18 protein-coding genes, 1 tRNA gene and 1 pseudogene are annotated in these 20584 nt (G+C 55.8%); 6 read left to right on the top strand and 14 right to left on the bottom strand.

The window, feature by feature from the left end:
• Positions 1 to 364 precede the first annotated feature (364 nt).
• Positions 365 to 1537, bottom strand: a complete 1173-nt coding sequence (locus tag CKQ53_RS08310) for an MFS transporter (RefSeq protein WP_094118282.1) — start codon at positions 1535 to 1537, stop codon at positions 365 to 367.
• Positions 1538 to 1620: 83 nt separating this feature from the next.
• On the opposite strand from CKQ53_RS08310, the gene CKQ53_RS08305 reads away from it, so the two are divergent.
• Positions 1621 to 2121, top strand: coding sequence for an Lrp/AsnC family transcriptional regulator (locus CKQ53_RS08305; protein ID WP_085652684.1), 501 nt, complete (start codon positions 1621 to 1623; stop codon positions 2119 to 2121).
• 266 nt (positions 2122 to 2387) lie between these two features.
• Here the strand turns inward: CKQ53_RS08305 and CKQ53_RS08300 are convergent.
• A pseudogene (locus CKQ53_RS08300) lies at positions 2388 to 3286 on the bottom strand (LysR substrate-binding domain-containing protein).
• A gap of 326 nt (positions 3287 to 3612) precedes the next feature.
• Here CKQ53_RS08300 and CKQ53_RS08295 point away from each other — a divergent pair.
• Positions 3613 to 4455, top strand: coding sequence for an MBL fold metallo-hydrolase (locus CKQ53_RS08295; RefSeq protein ID WP_118895300.1), 843 nt, complete (start codon positions 3613 to 3615; stop codon positions 4453 to 4455).
• A gap of 215 nt (positions 4456 to 4670) precedes the next feature.
• Here CKQ53_RS08295 and CKQ53_RS08290 read toward each other — a convergent pair.
• The 6 genes from CKQ53_RS08290 to xerD form a co-directional block, all read right to left on the bottom strand.
• Positions 4671 to 4744: transfer RNA gene (locus tag CKQ53_RS08290), tRNA-Gly, on the bottom strand.
• Between the two features lie 393 nt (positions 4745 to 5137).
• Complete coding sequence (lysS, locus tag CKQ53_RS08280) at positions 5138 to 6655, bottom strand: lysine--tRNA ligase (RefSeq protein ID WP_118894867.1); 1518 nt, start codon at positions 6653 to 6655, stop codon at positions 5138 to 5140.
• A gap of 9 nt (positions 6656 to 6664) precedes the next feature.
• A protein-coding gene (gene prfB / locus CKQ53_RS08275) for a peptide chain release factor 2 (RefSeq protein WP_099045401.1) occupies positions 6665 to 7763 on the bottom strand; the annotation gives its coding sequence in 2 pieces (ribosomal slippage) (positions 6665 to 7687 and positions 7689 to 7763; 1098 coding nt in all).
• Positions 7764 to 7925: 162 nt separating this feature from the next.
• Positions 7926 to 9659, bottom strand: a complete 1734-nt coding sequence (gene recJ, locus CKQ53_RS08270; RefSeq protein WP_118895298.1) for a single-stranded-DNA-specific exonuclease RecJ — start codon at positions 9657 to 9659, stop codon at positions 7926 to 7928.
• 7 nt (positions 9660 to 9666) lie between these two features.
• Positions 9667 to 10377 (bottom strand): bifunctional protein-disulfide isomerase/oxidoreductase DsbC, encoded by a 711-nt coding sequence (gene dsbC / locus CKQ53_RS08265; RefSeq protein WP_085652687.1) that lies wholly within the window; start codon positions 10375 to 10377, stop codon positions 9667 to 9669.
• Positions 10378 to 10456: 79 nt separating this feature from the next.
• Entirely contained in the window at positions 10457 to 11356 is a 900-nt protein-coding gene (gene xerD / locus CKQ53_RS08260; protein ID WP_085652688.1) for a site-specific tyrosine recombinase XerD, read from the bottom strand.
• Positions 11357 to 11608: 252 nt separating this feature from the next.
• Between xerD and CKQ53_RS08255 the strand changes: the two genes are divergently transcribed.
• Together CKQ53_RS08255 and fldB are read left to right on the top strand one after the other, a co-directional pair.
• On the top strand, positions 11609 to 12937 hold the full coding sequence (locus CKQ53_RS08255; protein WP_085652689.1) for an MFS transporter: 1329 nt from the start codon (positions 11609 to 11611) through the stop codon (positions 12935 to 12937).
• Positions 12938 to 13094: 157 nt separating this feature from the next.
• Positions 13095 to 13628 (top strand): flavodoxin FldB, encoded by a 534-nt coding sequence (gene fldB, locus CKQ53_RS08250; RefSeq protein ID WP_094118280.1) that lies wholly within the window; start codon positions 13095 to 13097, stop codon positions 13626 to 13628.
• A gap of 56 nt (positions 13629 to 13684) precedes the next feature.
• Here fldB and rlmF read toward each other — a convergent pair whose 3' ends face one another.
• From rlmF to sdhE, 3 genes are all read right to left on the bottom strand, one after another.
• Entirely contained in the window at positions 13685 to 14638 is a 954-nt protein-coding gene (gene rlmF / locus CKQ53_RS08245; protein WP_094118279.1) for a 23S rRNA (adenine(1618)-N(6))-methyltransferase RlmF, read from the bottom strand.
• Between the two features lie 278 nt (positions 14639 to 14916).
• Positions 14917 to 15333 carry a protein YgfX gene (locus CKQ53_RS08240; protein WP_094118278.1) on the bottom strand — a complete coding sequence of 139 codons (417 nt, stop codon included), beginning with the start codon at positions 15331 to 15333 and terminating at the stop codon, positions 14917 to 14919.
• Positions 15314 to 15580: an FAD assembly factor SdhE gene (sdhE, locus tag CKQ53_RS08235; protein ID WP_094118277.1), complete on the bottom strand. Its 267-nt coding sequence runs from the start codon at positions 15578 to 15580 to the stop codon at positions 15314 to 15316. Before sdhE ends, CKQ53_RS08240 begins: the two co-directional genes overlap by 20 nt.
• Positions 15581 to 15812: 232 nt before the next feature.
• Here sdhE and ygfZ point away from each other — a divergent pair, with 232 nt between their 5' ends.
• Positions 15813 to 16793 (top strand): tRNA-modifying protein YgfZ, encoded by a 981-nt coding sequence (ygfZ, locus tag CKQ53_RS08230; RefSeq protein ID WP_118894865.1) that lies wholly within the window; start codon positions 15813 to 15815, stop codon positions 16791 to 16793.
• A 284-nt stretch (positions 16794 to 17077) separates the two neighbouring features.
• Here the strand turns inward: ygfZ and trhA are convergent, their stop codons facing one another.
• Positions 17078 to 17725: a PAQR family membrane homeostasis protein TrhA gene (gene trhA, locus CKQ53_RS08225; RefSeq protein WP_118894863.1), complete on the bottom strand. Its 648-nt coding sequence runs from the start codon at positions 17723 to 17725 to the stop codon at positions 17078 to 17080.
• Between the two features lie 221 nt (positions 17726 to 17946).
• Between trhA and CKQ53_RS08220 the strand changes: the two genes are divergently transcribed.
• Entirely contained in the window at positions 17947 to 18549 is a 603-nt protein-coding gene (locus CKQ53_RS08220) for an HD domain-containing protein (protein WP_094118275.1), read from the top strand.
• 52 nt (positions 18550 to 18601) lie between these two features.
• Here CKQ53_RS08220 and CKQ53_RS08215 read toward each other — a convergent pair whose 3' ends face one another.
• Positions 18602 to 19924: an MFS transporter gene (locus CKQ53_RS08215; protein ID WP_420844238.1), complete on the bottom strand. Its 1323-nt coding sequence runs from the start codon at positions 19922 to 19924 to the stop codon at positions 18602 to 18604.
• Complete coding sequence (locus CKQ53_RS08210) at positions 19924 to 20553, bottom strand: DUF4286 family protein (RefSeq protein WP_118894859.1); 630 nt, start codon at positions 20551 to 20553, stop codon at positions 19924 to 19926. Before CKQ53_RS08210 ends, CKQ53_RS08215 begins: the two co-directional genes overlap by 1 nt.
• Between the last annotated feature and the right edge of the window lie 31 nt (positions 20554 to 20584).

Below are 20584 nucleotides of genomic sequence, written 5' to 3'. Positions count from 1 at the left end.
AAAACTCATCAGGACGATGGTGGCATGACACATCACCGCGCAAAAGGAGTGCGATTGCTGCTCGGTAAGATGGCATCAAGTAGGAGACGCTGTATTCAGAAAGGGGTGAAAGGGGCAGCGATAAAAAAACAAATAACATGTTGTAAATAAATTACTTTTTACGTCATAGCCAACCAGAAGTACTGCCCACGCGGAGATGCGTTGAATTCAACCTGTTGCCTCTAGAGCGTTTGGCCCAGATCAATGAGCAGACCTCGGATGTGGCGAGCCAGCGCCTCAATGAAAAACCGGCAGTAGTAGAAGGTGACGTTGATCACTTGAAAAGGGCACCCACGGCTAAGTGGGTGCCCACCGTATTCTGAAATTACTCATGTATCGGCTGGGCGTAACCTTTACGGGCACTTTGCCACACCAGGAAAGCGAGGCCCAGCGCAATAAACGACATAATGGCCCCCGCCCAGTTGGGTGAGGCCAGACCAAAACCGGCAGAAATCGTTACTCCGCCAATCCACACCCCCAGCGCATTTCCCAAATTAAACATGCCGATATTGACCGATGAGGCCATTGTGGGGGCACCAGCCTCGCTGGCGCGCTCCATCACCAGCTTCTGAATCGGCGAGACCGTCGCGAAACCGAAAGCCGCCATCAGGAATACCGAGACACAGATTACCCATGGGTTTTCGACCCCCTCCCATAACACCAGCAGAACCACGCCCTGTGCAGCAAGGGTAACGAAAAGCGTGCCAAAAAGTGAACGATCGGCGAAGCGTCCGCCAACCCAGTTCCCCACGGCAAGCCCCAAACCAAAAAGCACCATTAGCCACGCAACGCCGCCAGCAGAAAAGCCCGCGTCATTAACCACCATGGGGGCGATGTAAGTGATTGAGGTGAAAAAGGCTGCCGGTCCGAAAACGGTAATCCCCATCACAAGCAGCACCAGCGGATCGACGAAGGCACGCAGCTCATTTCGCAATGCAATGGCTTTCCCTTTCTTGATAGGCGGGATCAGCAAAGCAATACTGGCCATCGTGAGCAGCCCGATACCGGCTATCACCCAGAAAACCAGTCTCCAGCTAAATGTCTGCGCAAGCCAAGTCCCTGCCGGAACACCGACCAGGTTTGCCAGCGTCAGCCCCGAAAACATAAAGGCAATAGCGCTTGCCTGACGGCCAGGTGCCACCAACGACGCGGCAATAATTGAGCCGATACCGAAAAAAGCGCCGTGATTGAAAGACGTGACAATACGGCCAACAATCCCGATCGGCATCGTCGGTGCGATTGCCGTAATGATATTGCCCACCGTGAAAATGCCAGCCAGCACTATCAACATGGCCTTGCGCGGAACCCTTGCGCCCAACACCGTTAACAGCGGCGCACCGATAAAGACACCAAGCGCGTAGGACGTCGCCATCATTCCCGCTTTGGGGATACTGACGCTAAATTCTGCGGCAATTTGCGGGAGGATGCCGGCAATCACAAACTCAGTAAGGCCTATACCGAATGCGCCGACGGCGAGGGCTAAAAGTGCTATGGGCATTGCAACTCCATCATCCATTTTATGGCTTAATAATATTAGGTGGAATCTAGTATATTCAGACTTTCATTCTGACAGGCACCCTTATGAGCGCATTCGATAAAGAAGAAGATGGTATTCGGCGGACAAAGCATAAACCGGCAGAACTTGATGCCATTGACCGAAAAATATTAAGTGCTTTGGCGGAAGATGCAGGCCGTAGCTACACGGAATTGAGCGAGATCGTGAATTTATCGGCTCCTGCGGTTCACGAACGCGTTAAGCGTCTGAAACGTGATGGTGTGATCAAAGGAACCGTGGCGGTATTGGATGGCGGCAAGCTAGGACGGACGCTGTTAACGTTTCTGGTGATCACGACCAGCAGCTATAGCGCAACACGCGCCCTGCTGCAGTTCACTAATCGGAAGGAAGTTGAAGAACTGCATACCATCGCGGGTGACGGCTGCGTCTTTATAAAAGTACGAGCTGCTGACACTGAGTCATTAGAAAATTTTTTGATGGAAATTCAGTGTGTTGATGGCGTTCGTTCTGTGCGTAGCTACATTGCGCTTTCCACCTTCCTTGAGCGCGGCCCTTCTCCTGACTAAACCGTTAGCATGCATTATTTTCATTGTGGATCGGGCTAATGCGGACGTTCTAAGGCGATGCATCACGTCAACTCAATGCACAGAGTCGTGGGGCATTGAAGCGTCAGCGCTACGATAAGCGAAAGAGGGACATTGCGCCCCACGACGATGAATGTCTTGTTATAACGGTCACCCTACAGGCCAAGTGTCGTGGATGATGAGTGGCCAGCTTCCGTTGGTAACGGGGGGTCGCTTCTGGCACAAACTGGCCTGACGCTTTCTCATCCTCATTTTGTCATGTCACCATTAATCATTTCAGCCAGCAACCAGCGTTCAAAATCCAGCAGCGCAGCTTCATTTATCCCCGTTTCCCCCGGTTTAACTAAGCAGAATCTTTTGCTCAGGAGTGCAGATTCTGGCCAAGGCGCGACCAGCGCTCCGCTTCTCAGTTCTGTTTCGACGTACATTCGCGGCACCATGGCCACGCCTTGTCCCACCAATGCCGCCGAGATGGCCATTTCATGAAGGTCATACCGGACACCCTGCGCCGGATTATCAAGGACTATCCCGCTTTCCTGGGCATAGGTTTGCCACGCTTCCGGATTTTGACGCCGATGAATGCGCGGCAGTTGGTTCAATTGATCGTAGATGTTCTTATCCGTTACCAGTGCAGGATGGCATACCGGCACCAGTTTTTCCTGAAAGAGAAAGTGCATACGCATGCCCGCCCATGCGGGATGCTCAAAATGAACCACGGCGTCAAAACCGCTCCCAGTGAGAATGAAAGGGTCGGTTCTGGCCGCAATATTTACGGTTATGTCCGGGTGCAGGGCTCTAAAACCGCTCAAGCGGGGAATAAGCCATCGGCTGGAAAACGTCGGCAGGACGGCAATATCCAGACTTTTACTGCCTTCAGGCATTCCCATGATGGACTGTGTATCCCTTTCGAGCCGTTCGAGCGTTTCGCGTATGTGATGTGCATAGCGCGCCCCTATGGGATTAAGCTTTACCCGGCTTCCGGTTCGGTCAAACAGTCTGCAATTCAGCAACGATTCAAGGCGTGCAATTTGTCGGCTGATGCGCCTTCCGTCAGCGATAACTCTTCTGCGGCCCGGGCAAAATTACCGTGCCTTGCGGCGGCATCAAATGCCTGCAGAGAAGCGCTAGTGGGAATTTTTTTCCGCATAAAACCGTCCCTCACTTTGTGTATATAACGACCTTCCAGTGAGTGAATATCACTGATTAATGAAATAGTATCGATTCATACCCGAAAACACAGCATGTAGCATGATGAAAACTCATCAATAAGGTTCCTGTCGTTGATTCATGTAGCGGTCAGTCAATGCCCTACGTCGTGGAATGCCCAAGAACGATGCCAAAAGCGAGGAAGACTGGAATGAATTTTACCGCCGTGCCGGACGCGGGAAATGCGGCAACAGAATTCACGGCGCGTATTCACTGTTTGGGTTCTTGCGCCCCCCATACATGTTCGAAACTAACCCTGAGGTATTAATGAACCCTTCACCCTTCACATCTCGTCAGATCGGGGATTTTCTGGTGACAGCCCTGAGTGACGGCCATATGTCAGCCAATCTGGATTTACTGTCAGGCATAGAGACCGCGGATGCAGAGATCATTCAGGACAGTGCCGGGATCGCTGAACCCGGCAATATCCATATCAACGCTTATCTCATCCGCGGTCGGGGGCGAACCCTTCTCGTTGACGCTGGTGCGGGAGGACTGAACAACGTGGGAGGGCTGCTCAGAGAAAACCTCAGGGCGGCCGGCGTCAGCCCTGATGACGTGGACACGGTCTTACTGACGCACGGCCATCCTGACCACATCGGTGGCCTGCTGGATGCTGAGGGCCAGCCAGTCTTTAGACAGGCTGAACTTCATCTTCATCCTCTCGAGGCGCAATACTGGAGAGATGATGAAAAGTTTGAAATCGCCAGCGAACGCGGGAAACGTAATTTTGCGCTGGTCCGCCGAACGTTAGACGCTTACGCACAGAAACTGCGTTTTATCGACGGGAACAAGATAATCGAGGGCATTCTCCCGGAATGGCTGCCGGGCCACACACCCGGCCATACCGGATACCGCATCTATTCAGAGGATCAATGCCTCTTGATATGGGGAGACATCGTTCATTTCCCACATATCCAGTCAGCGCATCCGGCCGTTTCAATTGTATTCGACTGCGATCCCGCTCAGGCCGAAGACACGCGGAAACGACTCCTGGAACACGCAGCCAGAGAAAAACTGCTTATTGCAGGCATGCACTTTGACCGAAAAGGGTTTGCTAACGTTAGCAGGGTTGATGATGGATATCGTATTTCCTACCTGGAGGAATGAATGGGTATCCATCAGTCGGGTGGATCGTGGGCATGACAGAACAGCGAAATTTATCGAACCTTCTGGCGAAGTCATACAAAGAATCGCTTTGTGGAGTGCCCAACATGAAGATTGACCCATGAACGAAAACGATTGATTTTAATCTGCTGATAAAAGCGATAACTTCTTATTTATAAGGGAAAAATCAAATTTTCTGGAGTTCATGAGGGGGATTCTGGAGCGGGCGAAGGGAATCGAACCCTCGTATAGAGCTTGGGAAGCTCTCGTTCTACCATTGAACTACGCCCGCACGGAGAAGTGCCCGCATTATAGCGCTATCCGTTTGCCGGGCAAGATAAAAACCCGCCAAACTGACTGCGTTTTAAGCAATTAAATGCGCTAAAAAAAAGAATCTGAGGTACGGCGGCTTGAGTCGGTGCTCCTGAGGCAGGCCGCTGCTGACTAGCGTGCCAAAACTCGTCCCGTGATTCTTGCTCTTCCTCGACGGCAATACCACCGGCATCCAGCCTACTGAGTGTCCACACTAAGAAATTCACCGCACCAACGATCGTAGTGAACGACGCGCTCAGGCCCGGAAAAGAAAAACCCCACGCAGAGCGTGGGGCTAAGACGTTGATAACAGTAAGGTATTCATCACACCACGCTGAACCGACAGCCTCTTTCAAGGAGGCCGTCATCGTCATTATTTCTGCGGGCGCATGGCCGGGAACAGAATGACGTCGCGGATGGTGTGGCTGTTGGTGAACAGCATTACCATGCGGTCAATACCGATGCCCAGACCTGCCGTCGGCGGCATGCCGTGTTCCAGCGCGGTGACGTAGTCTTCGTCGTAGAACATCGCTTCATCGTCGCCAGCATCTTTGGCGCTGACCTGCTGAGAGAAACGTTCCGCCTGATCTTCGGCGTCGTTCAGCTCGGAGAAACCGTTACCGATCTCGCGGCCGCCAATGAAGAACTCAAAGCGGTCGGTGATTTCCGGGTTTTCGTCATTACGGCGCGCCAGCGGCGACACTTCCGCCGGATATTCGGTAATGAAGGTCGGCTGGATCAGGCTGCTTTCCGCCGTTTCTTCGAAGATCTCGGTCACGATACGGCCCAGACCCCAGCTTTTCTCGATCTTGATGCCCAGAGACTGTGCAATCGCCGTCGCTTTTTCCAGATCGTCCAAATCCGCCACATTGGTTTCCGGGCGGTATTTGCAGATCGCTTCACGCATCGTCAGCTTCTCAAACGGCTTGCCGAAGTCGAAGGTCTGGTCGCCATATTCCACCGTGGTGGTGCCCAGCACATCCTGAGTCAGGGTGCGGAACAGCGTTTCAGTCAACACAATCAGGTCTTTATAGTCGGCATACGCCATATAAAGTTCCATCATGGTGAATTCAGGGTTGTGACGCGGCGAGATGCCTTCGTTACGGAAGTTACGGTTGATTTCGAATACGCGTTCGAACCCGCCGACCACCAGACGTTTCAGGTACAGCTCAGGCGCGATACGCAGGTACATATCGATGTCCAGCGCGTTGTGATGCGTGATAAACGGACGCGCGGAGGCACCGCCCGGGATCACCTGCATCATCGGCGTTTCCACTTCCATGAAGCCTTTTTCGACCATGAAGCGGCGGATAGAGGCCATCACCTGAGAACGAATTCGGAACGTGTTGCGGGATTCGTCGTTGGCGATCAGGTCCAGATAACGCTGACGGTAACGCGTTTCCTGGTCGGCCAGACCGTGAAATTTATCCGGCAGCGGACGCAGGGCCTTGGTCAACAGACGCAGTTCGGTACAGTGAATGGACAACTCGCCGGTCTTGGTTTTGAACAGCTTGCCGCGCGCGCCCAGGATATCGCCCAGGTCCCACTTTTTGAACTGGGTGTTGTAAACGCCTTCCGGCAGGTCATCACGGGAGACGTACAGCTGAATGCGTCCGCCCACGTCCTGCAGCGTCACAAAAGAGGCTTTCCCCATGATGCGGCGGGTCATCATACGGCCAGCGACAGTCACTTCCAGACCCAGCGGCTCCAGCTCTTCGTTATCTTTATCATCGTAGCTGGCATGCAGCCGATCGGACGTCGTATCGCGACGAAAATCGTTCGGGAAGGCCACGCCGGTTTCACGCAGAGCGGACAACTTTTCGCGACGCGCTTTGAGTTCGTTATTCAGATCCTGCGCCTGTTCGGCACCCTGAGATTGTGGTTCAGACATGTGGATTCCTTATAGCCCCGCTTTTAAACTTGCTTCAATAAATTTGTCCAGATCGCCGTCCAGCACAGCCTGGGTGTTGCGTGTTTCCACCCCGGTACGCAGGTCTTTAATGCGGGAGTCATCCAGCACATAAGAGCGAATCTGGCTTCCCCAGCCAATGTCGGACTTGTTGTCTTCCAGCGCCTGTTTTTCAGCATTTTTCTTTTGCATCTCAAACTCGTACAGCTTCGCTTTCAGCTGTTTCATCGCCTGATCTTTGTTTTTATGCTGAGAACGGTCGTTCTGACACTGGGTCACAATGTTGGTCGGAATATGGGTAATACGCACCGCAGACTCGGTCCGGTTAACGTGCTGACCACCGGCGCCGGAGGCGCGATAGACGTCGATACGCAGGTCGGCCGGGTTGATTTCGATATCGATATCGTCATCCACTTCGGGATAGACGAAGGCCGAGCTGAAGGACGTGTGACGACGGCCGCCGGAGTCGAACGGACTCTTGCGCACCAGACGATGCACGCCGGTTTCGGTCCGCAGCCAACCGAAGGCGTAATCGCCGATAATTTTAAGGGTCGCGGACTTAATCCCGGCCACTTCACCATCGGACTCTTCGATGATTTCAGTTTTGAAGCCCTTGGCTTCCGCCCAGCGCAGGTACATACGTACCAGCATGCTGGCCCAATCCTGTGCTTCCGTACCGCCGGAACCCGCCTGAATATCGAGATAGCAGTCCGCGCTGTCGTACTCGCCGGAGAACATACGGCGGAATTCGAGCTGGCCGAGTTTATTTTCCAGTCCGTCGAGTTCGGCGCAGGTTTCGTTAAAGGTGTCTTCGTCGTCTTCTTCCACCGCCAGTTCCAGCAGACCGGAGACATCTTCCAGCCCCTGCGTCATTTGGTCGATGGTGTCGACGATCGCTTCCAGAGAGGAGCGTTCTTTACCCAGCGCCTGAGCGCGTTCAGGTTCGTTCCAAACGTCCGGCTGTTCCAGCTCGGCGTTTACTTCTTCGAGGCGTTCTTTCTTGGCATCGTAGTCAAAGATACCCCCTCAGAACCACTGTCCGCTCAGACAGGTCCTGAATTCGATTTTTTACCGGATTAATTTCAAACATGATGTTTAAGATCTTTTGTTGGTCAAAGGGACGACGTGTATTCAAACGGCGAATTGTAACGGATCCACGTCGGGGTTTATAGCGATCCGTTCAGTTTTTAACAGCGAGCGCGCACGACGAAAAGTCGTCGCCGCGCCCGCTGAACTCACAAAAAAGCTCGCGCTACAGCGGCCACAAATGTTCGATCAACAGCTGCACCGAACGCTTGCCGCGATACTCGTTCACGTCCAGCTTATAAGCCAGTTCCACCTGTCGGACGCTGCTGTCCGGCCATTGGGTGGTATCGACATTGAACGCGATACCGTCCAGCAGAGGGCCTCCCGCCAGCGGTTCCACCATCACCTTGAGATGACGTTCCCCGACCAGACGCTGTTGCAGCAGGCGAAAATGACCGTCGAACGTCGGCTCAGGGAACGTCTGCCCCCAGGGACCGGCGTCCCGCAGCAGCTGCGCGGTGCTCAGCGTCAGTTCCGGGGCGGCTAATTCACCGTCGGACCAGATGATGCCTTGTAGTTGCGAAGCATCCAACCACTCGCCGACCAGTTCGCCGAAGCGCTCGCGAAACTCCTCAAAGCGCGCTTCTTCCAGCGACAGCCCGGCGGCCATCGCATGTCCGCCAAACTTCATCATCAGACCGGGACACGTGGTGTCCAATCGCTCCAGCGCATCGCGCAGGTGCAAACCGGCCACCGACCGCCCCGAGCCTTTGAGAATACCGTCGCCCGCGGGGGCGAACGCGATGACGGGTCGATGGAAGCGCTCTTTGATACGAGACGCCAGGATGCCGACGACGCCCTGATGCCACTCCGGGTGATACATCGCCAGACCGTAGGGCAGCGTCTCGCTGCTACGCTCCAGCTGTTCGCACAGCTGTAGCGCTTCCACCTGCATCCCCTGCTCGATTTCACGCCGGGTCTGGTTGAGCGCGTCGAGATCGCTCGCCAGCATGCGCGCCTGAACGATGTCGTCACTCAGCAACAGCGCTACGCCGACAGACATATCATCCAGCCTTCCGGCGGCGTTCAAGCGCGGGCCGAGCGCAAAACCCAGGTCGCTGGCGACAAGCTGGGCCGCCTCGCGGTTGGAGACTTCCAGCAGCGCGCGAATACCGGGTCGGCATTTGCCCGCGCGGATGCGATTTAGCCCCTGGGCCACAAGGATTCGGTTGTTGGCATCCAGCGGCACCACGTCCGCCACCGTCCCCAGCGCCACCAGATCCAGCAGCTCCGCCAGATTGGGCTCAGGCAGGCCATGCTGTTCAAACCAGCCGCCGTCGCGCAGCCTCGCTCGCAGCGCCATCATCAGGTAGAACGCCACCCCCACGCCCGCGAGAGACTTGGAAGGGAAGCCACAGTCCGCCAGATTAGGGTTAATGATGGCCTCGGCCGCGGGCAAGGTGTCGCCCGGCAGATGGTGGTCCGTCACCAGCACGTCGATCCCCCGCTGATGCGCATCGTCTACGCCTGCGTGGGACGAAATGCCGTTGTCGACGGTGACGATCAGCTCCGCGCCTTTCGCCGCCGCCTGAGCGACGACCTCAGGGCTGAGGCCGTAGCCATCTTCAAACCGGTTAGGCACCAGAAAGTCGATATGCTGACCGCCCATTCGCCGCAGCGCCAGCACGGTCAGGGCCGTACTGGTCGCGCCGTCTGCGTCGAAGTCGCCGACGATCACGATGCGGCGTTTATCCGCCAGCGCGGACTGCAAACAGTCCACCGCCTTGTCGATCCCCGAAAGCTGCCGGTAATCCAGCAAACCGCGCAGGCTGCGTTCAAGTTCCTGCGCAGCCTGAACGCCGCGTTGGGCGTAAAGCCGACGCAGCAGCGGCGGCAACGTGTCGGGAAGATGATGACTCTCCACCGCCGGACGGCGGCAGAGCTGGGTTACGAAAGTCACGGAGCGCTTAACCACCCGATTTCTGAGAGGCTTTGTGCGCCTGCAGCATACCGGCCATCTCTTTCGGATCCTGATAACCCGGGATCACCGTGCCATCATCCAGCACGATGGCTGGCGTGCCCTGAACACCAAACAATACGCCAAGCTGATAGTGCTCGGAGATATCGGTTTTGCAGGTTGCAGGCGAGATATCGTCGCCTTTCATTGCGGCATCAAAGGCTTTTTTGCGGTCGGCTACGCACCAGATGGACTGCATATCCTTTTCCGTCTGGGAGCCTGCGCCCTGACGCGGGAAGGCCAGATAGCGGACGGTAATGCCCAGCGCGTTGTAGTCATTCATCTGCTCGTGCAGTTTGCGGCAGTAACCACAGGTGATATCGGTAAACACGGTGATCACATGCTTTTCCTGCGCAGCCTTATAAACAATCATCTGATCTTTAAGCGCTTCCAGACGCCCCATCAGAATGTGGTTGGTGACGTTGACCGGATTTTTTCCGCTCACGTCATACAACGGTCCTTGCAGCAGGTGTTTGCCGTCATCGGTGATGTACAGCACGCCGTTTTCGGTCAGCAAGGTTTTCATTCCGGGAATGGGCGCCGTCTGGATTTCCGCATTTTGCATGCCCAGACGCGTCAGTGACTGTTTAATCGCGGCGTCGTCCGCGCTGGCGCTCATGGCGGCGACGAGCAGAGAAAGCAGTAATACACTCTTTTTCATAAATTGATCCTGTTCTTGGATGAGGCGTGATCGTCAGCCGACATGGCTGATGCGCCCCACCCCATGATTCATCTGTCCATCACGCCCGGGGATGATGCTGCTGATGCAGCTGCTTCAGGCGTGCCGTGGCGACATGCGTATAGATCTGCGTCGTGGACAGGTCGCTGTGGCCCAGCAACATCTGTACTACGCGTAAATCCGCGCCGTGGTTCAGTAAATGCGTGGCAAAAGCATGACGCAAAACATGCGGAGAAAGTTTAGCGCTGTCAATAGCAGCAATGACCGCGTAGTGCTTGATGCGGTGCCAGAAAGTCTGGCGGGTCATCTGCTGCCCCCGACTGCTGGGGAACATTACATCGATCGGCTTATCGCTAATAAGCCAGGGTCGGCCGTATTCCAGATACTGCTCTATCCAATGCACCGCTTCTTCTCCCAGCGGCACCAGACGCTCTTTGTTGCCTTTGCCGATGACGCGCACCACGCCCTGACGCAGGCTGACGTCGCTGATGGTCAGACCCACCAGCTCCGAGACGCGCAGGCCGGTCGCGTACAAGACTTCCAGCATGGCTTTGTCGCGCAGTTCGAGGGGCTTGTCGACACAGGGAGCATTGAGCAGCGCATCGACTTGCGCTTCCGTTAAGTCCTTCGGCAATCGCTGCGGCAGTTTGGGAGAAGAGAGCGACGCGCTGGGATCGTCTAAGCGCTGCTTTTCGCGGTAGAGGTACTGAAAAAGTCGCCGGGTTGCGCTCAGCAGGCGCGCAGAGCTGGTCGCCTTATAACCGCCTTCCAGCCGTTCGGCCAGAAAAGCCTGCAGGTCAGCGGCTTCCGCCTGCAACAGGCCGCTCTCGTGGTGCGCCAGCCAGTCCGCCAAAGAGCGAAGATCCTGTCGGTAGGACGCCAGCGTATTTTCAGCCAGATTCCGCTCCAACCACAGCGCATCGAGAAACTGTTCGATCACGGTTTGATCCGGTGTCTGCATGGCGGGCTCCTCTGTTTCATGCTGAGACCATTATGCCTGACAGCACGTGAACGGGGTACAATTCGGTAATTGCTTTTATTTTTATCATATCCTGCGGCAAAAAATGCGGCTTAAGGGATTATATCTTATTAATCGGGAGAAAAGCGGGACACATCCTAGCGCAGCCCGCGTCAGACGCGGCTTGGTGGTTTGAAAATAAGCATTTTCTATGCATAAAATACGCGTCCGTGTTGTTAAAAAACTGAAAAAACTATGCAATCCTCCGTCGCATCCACTGTTGATGACAATCAAGTCCCAGACGCCCCCGTAAACTCCCGTAATAAGGTTGTGGTTGCTTCTCTGGTCGGCACTGCCATCGAATTCTTTGATTTCTATATTTATGCTACTGCCGCGGTGCTGATTTTCCCGCACATCTTTTTCCCGCAAGGCGATAACACTGCAGCAACACTCCAGTCACTGGCGACGTTCGCGATTGCCTTTATCGCACGTCCCATCGGTTCCGCCCTGTTTGGACATTTCGGCGACCGAGTCGGACGAAAAGCCACGCTGGTGGCTTCGCTGCTGACGATGGGAATATCCACCGTCGCGATCGGCCTGCTTCCGAGCTACGAAACGATCGGTATTCTGGCGCCAATGCTGCTGGCGCTGGCCCGCTTTGGTCAGGGTCTGGGCCTGGGCGGCGAATGGGGCGGCGCGGCGCTGCTCGCGACAGAGAACGCACCGGCGCACAAACGCGCGCTGTATGGCTCGTTTCCTCAGCTCGGCGCGCCTATTGGCTTCTTCTTCGCTAACGGTACCTTCCTGCTGTTGTCCTGGCTGCTGACGGATGAACAGTTTATGCACTGGGGCTGGCGCGTTCCGTTCATTTTCTCCGCGATTCTGGTGCTGATCGGGCTGTATGTCCGCGTGTCCCTGCATGAATCGCCGGTCTTCGCCAAAGCCGAACAGGCGGGTAAAAAAGTACGGATCCCAATGGGAACGCTGCTGAGCAAACACCTGAAAGCGACGATCCTCGGCACGTTCATCATGTTGGCGACCTACACGCTGTTTTACATCATGACCGTCTACTCGATGACCTACGGCACCTCGCCGGTTCCGGCCGGGCTGGGTATTCCGCGTAATAACTTCCTGTGGATGCTGATGATCGCGGTGATTGGCTTCGGTCTGATGATCCCGGTCGCCGGCTATCTGGCCGATATCTATGGCCGCCGCCGCACTATGATCGTCGTCACCTGCAGCATGCTGGTCTTCGCCTTCGTCTTCCCCTACCTGCTGGGATCCGGCGAACAGTGGCTGGTGATGGCGTTTCTGGTGCTGGGCCTGAGCATGATGGGCTTCACCTTCGGTCCCATGGGCGCGCTGCTGCCGGAGCTCTTCCCGACGGAAGTTCGCTACACCGGCGCCTCATTCTCCTATAACGTGTCGTCAATTCTGGGGGCTTCAGTCGCGCCCTATATCGCCGCCTGGCTGACCAGCAACTATGGGCTGTTCTACGTCGGCGTCTATCTGGCGGCGATGGCGACATTGACGCTGATCGCGCTGCTGCTGATCAAAGAAACACGTCACCAATCCCTCGATTAAACACCGTGGGCGAAGGCATCCGTCTTCGCCCCGATGCTTTTCCCACAGTCATTTGTGCTTTACGGGCGTAGTATACTTCGCCAGACTAACGCATTGACTGTGTGTTGCCGCGCTGCGGCAGCGCCTTACATTCACTTTCCCAACACACTGACGGCTTATGAAGATAGGACTTTTTTACGGCTCCAGCACCTGCTACACCGAAATGGCGGCAGAGAAAATCCGCGACATCCTGGGTGCGGATATGATCGAACTGAACAACGTCAAAGATGTCGATCCCCAACGTATGGAAGACTATGAAGCGCTAATCCTCGGCATTCCGACCTGGGACTTCGGCGAAATTCAGGAAGATTGGGAAGCCATCTGGCATCACCTGCCGACGCTGAAACTACAGGGAAAGATCGTCGCGCTCTACGGGATGGGCGATCAGCTGGGATACAGCGAGTGGTTTTTGGATGCGCTGGGTATGCTGCATGAGCAGCTACAGCCGCTGGGCGTAAGATTCATCGGCTACTGGCCGACCGAGGAGTACGATTTCATCAGCACCAAACCGCTGACGCCCGACGGCAAGCACTTCGTCGGACTGGCGCTGGACGAAGTGAATCAGTACGACATGAGTGAAGACCGCATCCAACAGTGGTGTGAGCAGATCCTGCGAGAACTTAAAGCGCTATGCCAATCTGAACAGGCGTGACGTCCGCCGCCGGGATACGGCGATTTCAACCATATCCCGGCGCGTTTTTGCGACCGTTAACGACGCTTCTGCGCCCACCATTTGGTGCGAGCGGCTGGCGTGAGGAAGCTCCAGGCGACGAAGCGGCTCTGCTTCTGTCCCTGCGCCATATCCACGGTTTTAACGCTCTCCGCGCCCACCTCATCCAACACGCGATACAGATCCGGCAAATTCTCTTTGCGTGAGACCAGCGACGTAAACCACAGGCATTGACGTGAGAAAACCGCACTTTCGCGGATCATCTGCGCAATAAACGCTTTCTCCCCGCCTTCACACCACAGTTCATCTTCCTGCCCGCCGAAATTGAGCGGCGATCGCTTGTCCAGCCCAAGGTTGTGCAGCTTCCGGCGCGAGCCCTGCTTCGCCTCGTTGGCCGAGGCATGGAATGGCGGGTTGCACAGCGTCGCATCAAACAGCTCATTTTTGTGAATGATGCCGTTGAGGATAGCCTTACTGTCTTTCTGACGACGCAAGCGGATGGTTCGGCTTAGACCGGGATTGGCGGCGATGGTCGCATTGGCCGCCTGCATGGCCTGTGGATTGATCTCGCTGCCGGTGAAGCGCCAGTCGTACTCACGCTGACCGATCAGCGGGTAAATGCAGTTGGCGCCGCAGCCGATATCCAGTACGGAGGCGTCACGCGGCACCTGAGACTGATTATCCTCGGCCAGTAGATCGGCAAGGTGATGAACATAGTCCGCCCGTCCGGGGATCGGCGGGCAGAGAAATCCCTCGGGTAAAAACCAGTGTTCAATCTGATAGAACTCGTGCAGCAGCGCCTGATTCAACGTTTTGACCGCGTCCGGATTGGCGAAATCAATCGACTCGTCGCCGTAGTCGTTCACATGAACGAACGGGATCAGCGCAGGATGCGTGAGTTTCAGGGCGGTAAAATCATAGCGGCCGCGATGGCGGTTGCGCGGATGCAGCATATTTTTCTGCGCGGCGCGTTTTTCTGCAGGCGTGGTCATCGGCTTCTCTCTTGTTGAACGACGCGTAAGATACCCGCTGCGGCAAATCGCGTAAATCGCTGCGGGCATTTTTCTCACGTATCGGCCCGATCGACAGCGCCGATTTTCTTCGCCTGCCGGCGAAGGGCGAGAAATTCAATACTACAACCGCGGGCGTGCGGAAGCGTTATCGAAACGGGGGGCGAGGAAAATCATTCAGTAGCGAACTGCGGCCCCAACGCGAAGAATATCCGCATGGCGGCACTGAGTTCACCACGCGAGCGCAACATTAAGCGTCATTACCCTGCGCAGCGGTCCTTCCGCAGCAAAAGCTGACGCAGATGCCGCCACTCATCCCGCCCCATACTGTCCGAGGAGAGCCATAGTCGCTGTTCCAGAGCTGCGCCGTCCGCTGCCCGCAGCGACAGCAGAATACCGCTCTTCAGCATCCACGGCCGTTTGACGATGCGCCACTCTCGCTGCTGCCAGCGCAGATGACGTTCACCGTGCAGCGAGATCGCGCCGTGGCGAGATTTGATATTGCGCTGGCTACGAATGAATCCGAACATCACCAGAGACACCAGCCCCAGCCATAGCGGCGCATAACCACTCGGCCACGGGGCCAGCAGAATCAAGAGCACCATAATCCCGTGCACCAGCAGAGAGAACAGCTGCATGCGCCAGGAAACTTTAAGATCACATTGCCACTGGGCCACGGTGTTTATTTCGCGTCTGAATAAGGGAAACCATGCGTTTAAGCTCCAGATCTGATGGCTCGCCGTGATTCATCAGCCAGTTGAACAGATCGGGATCGTCGCACTGCAGCAGGCGGACAAAGGCGCTTTTGTCGCTATCGTTCAATGCATCGTAGTCATGCTCGAAAAACGGCATGATGGAAATATCCAGCTCACGCATGCCGCGCCGACAGGCCCAGTGAATGCGTGCTTTATCATTGATATCCATATGATCGCTCACTTTGTTCAGTCATAGCCTTCAGTGTAACCCTATTTTGTTCGATGATATTAAACCAATAGTAATACTTTGACATATTTTAGCGCAGTATCGGCATCGGCATTGCTCACTCTGCGTAGCGCCTCGCGCATTCGTCATCGCCACCCAATAAGCGCTTGCAAACCCTTGCCGCTCTTTTACCATTAGACCATTGCTAAACACCCCTCATCGCAGGACTGTAACCATGGCTAATACAATTCCATCACACCCTTTATTCCCGTCCTCCGCCCTTCCCGCCACGCTCATGACGCTAGAGGATTGGGGACTGGTCACTCTGGTCGGCCCCGACACCGTCAGCTATGTGCAGGGGCAGGTCACCACCGACGTGACGGCGCTGCAGCCTAACCAGCATGTCCTCTGCGCCCACTGCGACGCCAAAGGTAAAATGTGGAGCGACCTGCGTCTGTTCCATCACGGCGAGGGACTGGCCTATGTCGAACGCCGCAGCGTTCGCGACGTGCAACTGGCCGAGTTGAAAAAGTACGCCGTCTTCTCCAAAACTACGATGGCGGCCGATGATGAAGCCGTACTGTTGGGTGCCGCCGGGCAAGGCGTCCGGGAGCAACTCGCCCCCCTGTTTAACGCCTTACCAGATGCCGATAACGCCGTGGTGCAAGAGTCGGGCGCGACGCTGCTGCATTTCACGCATCCGGACGAGCGTTTTCTATTGGTGCTGTCGGCCGAACGCGCGGCGGCCCTACTGAATGCGCTGGAAGGTAAAACGCAGCGAAATAACAGCACCCAATGGCTGGCGCTTGATATCGAAGCGGGCTACCCCCTGATTGACACGGCAAATAGCGCACAGTTCATTCCACAGGCAACAAATTTGCAGGCTTTACAGGGGATTAGTTTCCTTAAAGGATGCTATGCGGGGCAGGAAATGGTGGCGCGCGCCAAGTACCGCGGCGCCAATAAACGCGCGCTGTATTGGCTCGCGGGCACGTCGACGATCGAACCCGCGGCAGGTGACGATCTCGAGCTGAAGCTGGGAGACAACTGGCGTCGTACCGGCACCGTGCTGGCGTCCGCGCGTTTGCATGACGGACAGCTGTGGGTGCAGGCGGTGTTGAATAACGACCTGGAAGCCGACAGCGTGCTGCGCGTGCGGGACGATAGCGCCAGCACACTGTCGATTCAGCCGCTGCCTTATTCACTGGAGGAGTAAGCGACCCCATCCGCGACGGCCTAAAACGGTGCGTCGCAAGGCGTGCGGCGAAGATGACCTTCCGGGATTCCGCCGCAGGCCTGCCACTTCCGGTAAATCCGTTACGGCAGCGCCAGCATGACGACGGCGTTTTCCGCGCGGTAATGTTATTGGCTTATGGCGCACGCAAACTCGACGCGGGCCGGAAAAGCACAATCGCTCATTCCCCGTATGCATGGCCGTCTTGGCCAGCAGTGCAAAGCCTTTCAGTCACGACATCTGATGAGCGACACGGCTTGATGATGTTAAACGTAAAGATAAATCGCCAGGAAATGGCACAAGCTCCCCCCCAGCACAAATCCATGCCAGATAGCATGGTTAAAGGGGATCCGCTTGCTGGAATAAAAAATGACGCCCAGCGTATAGATCGCCCCGCCGACCGCCAGCAACACCACGCCGCCGAGAGAAAGCGTAATGGCCAGTTCATAAATCACGATCAGCGATAGCCAGCCCATAACCAGATAGGTCACCAGTGAGAGGATCTCAAATCGGTGCGCAAATGCCATTTTAAATATGACGCCCAGTAGCGCCAGACTCCAGATAGCAATCATCAGGCCATACGCCAACGGCGATTTCAGGCCCACCATCAAAAACGGGGTGTAAGTACCCGCAATCAGCAGGTAAATCGCGCAGTGATCGAACTTTTTCAGCCAGCGTTTGGCGTTTTGATTAGGAATGGCATGGTATAGCGTAGAGGCCAGAAACAGCAGAATGACCGTGGCGCCGTAGAGGCTATAACTGGTGATAGCGATGGCATCAGCACCATTTTTTTCCGCCTGCGTCAGCAGTAAAATCAGGCCGATGATGCCTAACACTAATCCGACCCCGTGACTGATGCTATTGGCGATTTCTTCCGCCAGCGAATAACCCGAATCCAACACCTGCTTCTTCATGACCTACCTCTTGAAATATCCTTTTCGCCGCTCAATGAGGCAAAAAGCCCAGGCGGATGATGTGACCGCCACCAGAGTAACGGAGAACCTTTTCAGTGTACACGCGTACGCTGAAATAATTATAGTCCTCACGATATGGCCGTTGTTGCCTTCAATCCTGCATTTCAATGTCGCCAAGGTTGCCTTACAATTGGGCACCTTCCTTTATGGAGATTATTCAGATGTCCCTTGCCGTACTGGACTTCGGTCCCCTCACTGACGTCGTCGCATTCTTGATGGAAGTCGATAAACTCAAAAGCGTCAAACGCCGTTCCAAAGTGATTGGCACTGACTGTCAGGAAGATTCTGCCGAGCATAGCTGGCATTTTGCTCTGGCGGCGATGAGCCTGGCGCCTTATGCGGGAAAGGACGTTGATATTCAGCGCGTCATTCAAATGGCGCTGATCCACGATATCGTGGAGGTCGATGCGGGCGACGTGCTGGTTTACGATCTTCAGGGGCGTGCCGAAGTACACGATCGCGAAGTCGCCGCCGCCATACGGCTGTTCGGTCTGCTGCCGGAACCGCAGCGCAGCCGCTTCCATCAGCTGTGGCTGGAGTATGAAGCAAGCGAAACGCCTGACGCACGCTTCGCGCTATTGATTGACCGCCTGATGCCGGTGTTAATGAATCTTCACAACGGCGGTCAAAGTTGGGTGGAGCACGGTATTCGCTTGGAACAGGTACTGTCGCGGAATGACTTCATCAGAGAGGTTTATCCTGAACTGTGGGGCTATCTCAGCCATCATCTCGAAGTTGCACAAAGCAAAGGCTGGTTGAAGTAGTCATTCCGGTCTGTTGCCTGTCGCTTACGCCGCGCAACGACCGGCGCTCCTCTCAGTCTTTCAATGGCTTATGGGCCGTTTCTTTGGCTGACCACAATGCCCATAGCGTGATCGTCAGCGCCAACGTCACATAGAGTGAAATCGCCAGCGACGTGCCGTAAGACGTGAACAGGCTCGTAATGATCAGCGGCGCAAAACCGGCGCCCACAATGCCCGCCAGCGTATAAGCCAAAGACGATCCCGCATAGCGCACCTGCGTAGGAAACTGCTCGGTGATGAACGCCGCCTGCGGCCCATACATCGCCGCATGGATCAGCAGTCCAACCACGACCGCCAGACATATCTGCACCGGCTGCGTACTGTCGAGCAAGGTGAAAAAGACGAATGTCCACATGATTGCCGCCAGCGCGCCGCCCATGTAAACCGGTCGCCGACCAATACGGTCAGACAGAATTCCGAACAGCGGGATAGCAATAGCATTGCCGAAAGCGCCCAGCATGGTGGCGGTCAAGGCCAGCGGGCGCGGCAAGTTCAGTACCGTTGTCACATACGTCAACGTAAAGACCACCACCAACGCATACAACACATCTGAGCCGATGCGCGACCCGCCGGCGATGAGCAACGAACGCAGATGCTGTCTAAAGACGACGCGAATGGGCGCCTGCGTAATGTGTTTACTTTTCTCTAGCTTGAGAAAGGCGGGGGTTTCACCGACGCCGCTGCGCAGCCACAGGCCGAATACGACGAGTACCAGACTCAGCAGGAAAGGAATACGCCATCCCCATGCCTGAAAGCTTTCGGGCGAAATGGAGAGCGTGATCAGCGTGATAAAACCGGTGCCGATGAGCGTACCGCAGGAAGGACCGACCTGAGCAAACGAGGCGTTTCGTCCGCGCTGATGGGGTCTGCCATGTTCCATCGACAACAACACCGCCCCAGCCCATTCGCCGCCCAGCGCAATGCCCTGAATAAAACGCAGGGTGACCAGCAGCACGGGACTCCAAATCCCCCAGCGGGCGTAGCCGGGCAGCAGTCCCATTAACGCCGTCGTGACCCCCATGATCACCAGCGTGGCAACAAGCACAAACCGCCGCCCCAGCACATCTCCCAGATGACCAAAGATGATCCCGCCGATAGGCCGTGAGACGTAGCCGACCGCGTAGGTGGAGAAGGCCAGGATCGTGCCCACCAGCGGATCGAATGACGGGAAGAAGATATGGTTAAAGATCAGCGCCGCCATGATGTTGTAGACGGTAAAGTCATACCACTCCAGCGCCGTACCTATAGCGCTGGCGGCCGCCAGCTTGCCGGTGTTCGGCGTTTTGGCGGCGAGCGGCACCGCCTGTCCTGCCGTTTCAGTCGTCCCGATATTCATCATTTCAGCTCCTGTGCAGTCAGTTGCCAACTCAAGGCGTAGTGCAAGACATCATGAAGAGATACATTCAAAATCTGTGCCGCCATCGCCGCCATTGACTCACCGGCAGCCGGAGAACCACTTTCCAGCACCAGTAACGGCAGGAGCGCCGTAGGTTCAGGAGACGCATTCGGTAGCGGCGTGCTCAGCGCGGCATCAGGCAGAAGCAGGCTGCTGCTGACGAATCCCGCGACGTCGGACAGCGATTCCCCTAAATGAGCGATACGTTCGATCAGGTCGCCCTCCTCTGGCGGGGCGAGGGTAAGCAAGCTCAAATGACTCCCTGTACCGCACCCGGTTACCGCCGTAATAGCGCACACCCGCCGCAGCGGATCCCGCATGCGCCGAAGGTTGATTTGCGACCATTCCGTTTGGTGGGAAAAGGCCGCCTGATAGGACGGCGAAGTAAAGCACTCCAGCGATGTCGTTTTGTATAGCCCCAGATATTTGCGTCCGCCCTGCAACGCCTGATAACGCGTACCGGTCAGGAAGCCGGGAATACGTACCCGCTCCTCCACGTGTTCGCAGTCGTACCATCGGTTAAAATCCGCCTCATCCTCTGCGTCGACGTCCGTGGCGACAAGCAGCATCCCGTTGGGGTCACAGTCATGAATTTTCTCC

Source organism: Lonsdalea britannica, assembly GCF_003515985.1.
In the GTDB taxonomy this organism is placed as follows: Bacteria; Pseudomonadota; Gammaproteobacteria; order Enterobacterales; family Enterobacteriaceae; genus Lonsdalea; species Lonsdalea britannica.
The sequence above is the reverse complement of the archived record's forward strand: the minus strand, read 5'-3'. Positions and strand labels throughout refer to the sequence as shown.